At 57.4% G+C, this 4,787-nt stretch carries 4 protein-coding genes and 1 pseudogene; 3 read left to right on the plus strand and 2 right to left on the minus strand.

The annotated features are described in order from the left end of the window. Positions 1-269: 269 nt before the first annotated feature. On the minus strand, positions 270-668 hold the full coding sequence (locus tag HHL08_RS24930; protein WP_169575545.1) for a response regulator: 399 nt from the start codon (positions 666-668) through the stop codon (positions 270-272). A 563-nt stretch (positions 669-1,231) separates the two neighbouring features. Between HHL08_RS24930 and HHL08_RS24935 the strand changes: the two genes are divergently transcribed. Beyond that, entirely contained in the window at positions 1,232-1,897 is a 666-nt protein-coding gene (locus HHL08_RS24935; protein WP_169575546.1) for a Crp/Fnr family transcriptional regulator, read from the plus strand. Positions 1,898-2,210: 313 nt separating this feature from the next. Here HHL08_RS24935 and HHL08_RS24940 read toward each other — a convergent pair whose 3' ends face one another. Next, a complete protein-coding gene (locus tag HHL08_RS24940; RefSeq protein ID WP_169575547.1) occupies positions 2,211-2,462 on the minus strand; it encodes a hypothetical protein in 252 nt (83 codons plus the stop codon). Between the two features lie 758 nt (positions 2,463-3,220). On the opposite strand from HHL08_RS24940, the gene HHL08_RS24945 reads away from it, so the two are divergent. Beyond that, positions 3,221-4,033: a DUF1206 domain-containing protein gene (locus HHL08_RS24945; protein WP_169575548.1), complete on the plus strand. Its 813-nt coding sequence runs from the start codon at positions 3,221-3,223 to the stop codon at positions 4,031-4,033. A gap of 78 nt (positions 4,034-4,111) precedes the next feature. Further along, positions 4,112-4,660, plus strand: a pseudogene (locus HHL08_RS24950) (DUF3616 domain-containing protein); the annotation flags it as partial. Positions 4,661-4,787 lie beyond the last annotated feature (127 nt).

A 4,787-nucleotide genomic window follows, 5' to 3' on the forward strand; every position in this document is an offset into this window, starting at 1 on the left:
CGGCAAACATCCCCGGCCACCCCCCTTAAAAGGAGCAACCTATCCGATGGCTGGTTTTTAAACCGCCACGCTCAGCAAATCGCTGGCGTTCCATTGGCCTGGTTTGTCACCGCCCTCTACAGGCGTCCGTGACCATCTGAACAATGCGCTCAAGGTCCCTTTCCGGCGCAGGTGCCTGCCCAAACTGTCCAGACGCTTCGCCAGAACATGCTGGCGGGGCCTCTATTACTGGTCGCGATCAGCTATGCCGAGCCCAATTCTCCGGTCGTTTAGCTGTTATGAGTGATCGTGCTGCTAGCCTCATTCAACAGGGTCGCAACGGCAATAACGGCCTGTTGGATCGCAAACGGCTTCTGAAGCAAAACGCTCTTGGGCACTCCCTTGGCCGCCCAGTCTGCGGCACTATCGCCGGTCATGTACACAACTGGCAATTCTGGCCTCATTTGTCGTGCACGCCGCGCAACCTCCCAGCCGTCCAGACCTGCGCCCAGACGCACGTCGGTTATCAACGCGGCGATTTCATCCGCGTTAGCATGAAAGGATTTCGATGCGGTTGCCCCATCGGCAGCGGTGACGACGCGAAATCCAGCGTCTTCCAGCCCAGCCACCATGATATTCTGCAACAGTGGCTCATCCTCGACGAGCAAAAGTGTGACTGCGTCTTCCATAATGCGCGTTTAAAGACCGAACGCATTGCAATGGACAACCTGCACGTAAGTTCACGTCCGACACTGAAAAGCAGTTCCCATCTTCCAGCCGATCACTGCCGAAATATCTTGGCTGGTGATGGTTCGAGCAATCGGGGGGCCTCATGGACACTAACAAACTAGGCGAGGCTTCAGTGCGTAGTTGCGGAACCAGACAAGCAGCACGACTGATTGGCAGCTTGGCCCAGTCGACCAAATCCTAACCCGGTTTCGTGCCAGCAAGACACCAGAGGAACTGCGGAAGCGGTAGCAGGATGGCGTGGCGGAGGGTAACTGTTTCGAGGAGCTGGACCGCGCCGAGGTGGATTGGTTGAGCCGGTTGCAGAGCCGTAGGCCGGCGTTGTCGCTATCAAATGGATATGGCCTGTGAGCAGGAAACCATTTCAGGGAGCGGACGTTTGCGGGCGTAACAAATATTGTGAGGTGTTATGCATCTACGGGCTACCCCCGCTGGTGATCTTGGGCATCTGCATGCTCGAAAGAATCACGGCCCTCCTAATGACGCATTGTCGGGCGCCTTATTTTTGGAGGCAAACGCCACCATTATTAAAGAAGGCGCCCCACTCGATTGTGTTCACGTGATGCATATGGGCTGGGCATGTCGTTACAACATAATGAAAGATGGCAAGCGCCAGATCAGCGCGTTCCTCTTGCCGGGCGACGTGTGCGAGAGCACCCCGATGCATGGTACGCTGATCGACTACAGCGTCTGTACGTTAACCCCGTCGCTCGTGAAGCCCATATCGATTGAAGGACCATTAGGGTTTGCGCAGCCTTTTGATCAAATGCAGTCCATTTTGTCTGGGTCGCTTTTAGAGCAGAGATTGCTCCGAGCCTGGCTTGCCAATGTCGGTCGGCGGAACGCCTATAATCGCGTCGCATGGCTGATCTGCGAATTGCATGTACGGTTGAGCATCTTAGGATTGGCTGATGAGACCGGTTTCGATTGCCCCCTGACCCAAGAGGTAATCGCCGACGCTGTGGGCCTTACGTCGGTGCACGTAAACCGCGTGATGAAGCAGTTTAGGAACGAAAATCTGTTTTCGTTTCGCTCGGGCCGTGTGGCATTTGTCGGTGTTGAGAAGATTAGGAAGTTGTGCGGGTTCGATCCGGCCTATCTCCACTTAGACTTGGCACAACACATTAAAACAACACCTACGAGGCGCCCCCAATTGAGCGATTGTCCATAACGCAATCGCCACGCTGTACTTAGCATTTGCCGCATGCCTGCGGGCCGGACAAAAGGAGCGTGCCTTTCAGGCATCCTCTCCTAAAACTTATCGGGCTGATCTGCGGACCGGCCCTTTTTTTTCCGCAACTTTCCGCCGGGGAAGCCATGCTACTGCCGCGCCGAACAGTATATTGCGGAGCGGAGCCGCTAGGAAGAACGAAAGCGCGAGGCTTTAGGGTTGGATGGAGTCGCCGGTCAGCGGCGTCTCGCTATCATTTACGGGCGTGGTTCAGAATCCAAGCCCTGCAACTCCTTGGGCGGCGACCGCCCACTTAGCGCAAAAGATTGCTCATATCGATCGTCTTCAGGCCCCAGGCTGCCAGCTGTTTACCATTGACGCATCTGGCAATGATGGTTGGGTAATCTGCCGACATGGCTTCCTTGGTCGCCAGGGCCGCAGCTTCTTGGGAATTACAGATTGAAGCAGATGCGAAGGTTGTTGGCGGCGTGTCGATGCGCTGACATCGCGACATATCGTCGCTGCATCCAAAGATCACGAGAAAGAGGGTGAGCGCGCCATCCATAGAGCAAAGACGCTCTGAATCCCATGCGGTTCCTTCGAGAAGAGCCGGTGAGTAAGAAGCATGCCGATCTGGCGGTGCGCGACCAGGCCCCTGCCGAAGAAGACAAAAGGCCATTGGTGCACAAAGGCTTGGCGACTGGGAGCATTCTACTCGATCTCAACACACAGGTTTTTGCGCGCGAGCATAGCTTGCGGAACCTAGCCGCCGCCCTTGGTGCCTCTATGCGACGCCCGCTCGATCTCGCATGATGCTCACCACTGCGCGTCGAGCTGCACCTCGGGATATCTCGGCGACGAAGTCGCAAAGCAGCACGATTTTGATCCCGTGCACGGACATGGGGTAACCTCAAGCTCATGGTTTCCGGCGTTTCAACCGTCTGGCATTGGCAGTGGCGGATGCGTGGATTGGGGCAATCCGCACGGCTTATGTGGCGCTTCCATCGCAAGGGATGGGCCGACCATCGGGGCCAGGCCCGGCAGCTGTGCCGGTGCCGGGCCAGCGCGCGGCCAATAGGGCAGCGGGTGCGGCCAGCCGGCTGGATTTGGTGGCTGACCAAGACAGCGGTGTGCAGCTGGATATGCCCAGCGAGAGCGAGCGGAAGCGGCAATAAGTCGGTTTTGCTCGTGAACGGAACCCGAACGGTCAGCAGCGACGTAGCACAAATGGCGACCACTTGAAGCAGGTGATTTGGCGGCGACAGTTACGGTTGGAGGGAACGGACACAGTAACCGCGCATTTCCCACCTTCTGGAGGGCGGCATGAATTACAATGAACGGATGACCTTATTTGCGCGTATCGGCTTTGCGGCGCGCGGCCTGGTATATGTACTGATTGGCTGGTTCGCGCTGGACGTTGCGGTCAACGGCGGCCAACCCACGGACAACCAGGGTGCATTGGGTGCATTAGCCAACGCCCCGCTAGGACATATTTTGCTCGGGATTTGCGCGCTGGGGTTCGCTGGCTATGCCGTTTGGCGATTGACCGAGGCGATTACAGACCCCGAGAACCGCAGCCGCGATCATAAGGGCAAGTTCGAACGCGTGGGATATGCCTTAAGCGGGCTTACCCACCTCGTGCTTGCTACTGCGGCGGCACGGCTCGCGCTCAAACAGTCGTCCGCGCAGGAAGGCAGCCCGGGCGATCAGAGTGCGGAAAGCTGGTCGGCCTGGTTGCTGGAACAGCCAGGCGGCACGTTCCTCCTGGTCTTTGTTGGGATGCTACTTTTTGTTGTTGCGGCCGCGCAGGCACTGAAGGCGTACAAGGCGCGATTCGACGAGCTAGACGGGGATGTTCCTGCGCCCGACTATGTGCGTTGGATCGGACGCTTAGGATATGCCGCCCGCGCCTTGATATTCGCCCTGATTAGCTGGTTCGTAATTTCGGCCGCGCTCAATCACGATGCGGACCGGGCGGGTGGTCTGGGAGAGGCGCTGAAGCAATTGCGGGCGCAGGATTATGGCGCTGTTCTTTTAGGGGTAGTTGCCTTTGGCTTGGCCCTCTTCGGTCTGTTCAGCCTGATCGAGGCCAAGTATCGCCGAATTAAGGTCACGAAGCCAAATTTTTCCAAGTAGCGCAGCGGGTGCAGTGCATTTTCCTGTCGACGCGACGGACTGAGAGCGGCCCGAATATCTTGCCCCAAGGATTGTACGATGAATGACATTTGGTCGAGCAGTTGGAGCGCACCGGCTGTGCCTATCGAGCGGATTGTCCTTCAATTTGGCAAAGGCAAGAAGAAGAAAGCGCTTCGAAACTTTTCTGCGGGCACGCGGGTCGGCAATAGCCTTTTTCTTGGCGCAGATGAACATGCCGATATCGATCGCTTGAGCCGATCGGCCACGGGCGATTGGAGCGAGCACGCGCAGTTCAGTCTGGGCGATTTACTGCCCTTAGCCGATCCGGACCAAGAAGTAGATTTAGAGGGTTTAAGTGCGGACGATGGATGGCTGTGGGTTCTGGGCAGCCATGCGCGCGCCCGCCCAAAGGTGGAAAAAGCCAAAGACGAGCGGATCGATTTGCGGCTGCTTGCCGACCTGAAGGATACGCGCGCGCGCTGCCTTCTTGGGCGCATTCCGCTTGTCGAGCATTTAGGGACCCATCATCCCGTTCGTATCGATGGGCACAGGCGGGCGGGCGTTCTTCCCCAGGGCAGCGACGGCAACGCCCTGGCCGCTGCACTTGCCCGGGACCCGCTGATCGCACCATTTATACCAAGACTCTCTGATCAGAACCTGTGCGCCCATTGGCGAAGTCCGATTGTCATGATGCGCCAGGGCTGATCAATGAGGAGGTTCCAGGCGAAGCAGCAATGGTCGACGATATTTTCGT

The sequence above is a fragment of the Sphingobium psychrophilum genome (genome assembly GCF_012927105.1).
Classification (GTDB): domain Bacteria; phylum Pseudomonadota; class Alphaproteobacteria; order Sphingomonadales; family Sphingomonadaceae; genus Sphingobium; species Sphingobium psychrophilum.

Bases quoted from the DNA above. Each gene is read 5' to 3' on its own strand.
- HHL08_RS24940 (WP_169575547.1), bottom strand. From the start codon at position 2,462: ATGGATGGCGCGCTCACCCTCTTTCTCGTGATCTTTGGATGCAGCGAC.
- HHL08_RS24930 (WP_169575545.1), bottom strand. From the start codon at position 668: ATGGAAGACGCAGTCACACTTTTGCTCGTCGAGGATGAGCCACTGTTG.
- HHL08_RS24945 (WP_169575548.1), top strand. From the start codon at position 3,221: ATGAATTACAATGAACGGATGACCTTATTTGCGCGTATCGGCTTTGCG.